The sequence below is a fragment of the Roseateles sp. P5_E11 genome, assembly GCF_054049355.1.
This window is the reverse complement of sequence record NZ_JBFUMO010001191.1, coordinates 1-571: the sequence shown is the minus strand read 5'-3', so window position 1 is coordinate 571 and position 571 is coordinate 1. Positions and strand designations below refer to the sequence as shown.

The 571-nt window shown below is 67.3% G+C and carries 1 pseudogene; it reads right to left on the bottom strand.

The features are described from left to right. Positions 1-390: 390 nt before the first annotated feature. Positions 391-571 (bottom strand): annotated as a pseudogene (locus ACXJKR_RS34265) (porin); the annotation flags it as partial.

Sequence of the window (571 nt, the reverse complement as noted above, 5' to 3'; positions counted from 1 at the left end):
ATGTATGACATGTCTTCACTCCTGCTAAGTTGACCGGACGGAGCGCCCCCTGAGGGCACCTCGTCTCCCATCGACGAACGACGGGAACCCAAATCGACATGGCCTGCCTGTTGGAGGACATGCGTCCTGTGGCGGCGCCGAAACAGCATGCCCGTGGGATCAGCCGCCGCGGTGCCCGCAGCGTAGACGCCTTGGCCCAGCAGGTTACGCCGAGCGACCCGGCTCCCGACTGCAATTGTTTCGGAGCCTGCGACGTGGCGCCGGTCGGCGCAACCCGGCGCCGGCGTCGGGAGCGCCGTTTGCTGGCAGGGTGGTCGATCCGGCTGCGAGCGCATCGGGGCGGTGTGCCGGGCCAGTTCAATCTCGCGAAGGGGTCGTAGCGAGGCCCGGTCAGAACGAGTGCGTCATGCCCGCGCCGTAGACCTCTTTGGTACCGGTGCCGAGCAGGCGCTTGGAGGCCAGGTCCGCATACACCGTGGTGCGCTTGGACAGGCTGTAGCCGGCGCTCACCGAGACCATCTTCTCCTTCTTCAGGCCGTCCACGTCGGCCTGGCCCCAGCCTGCCTTCAGC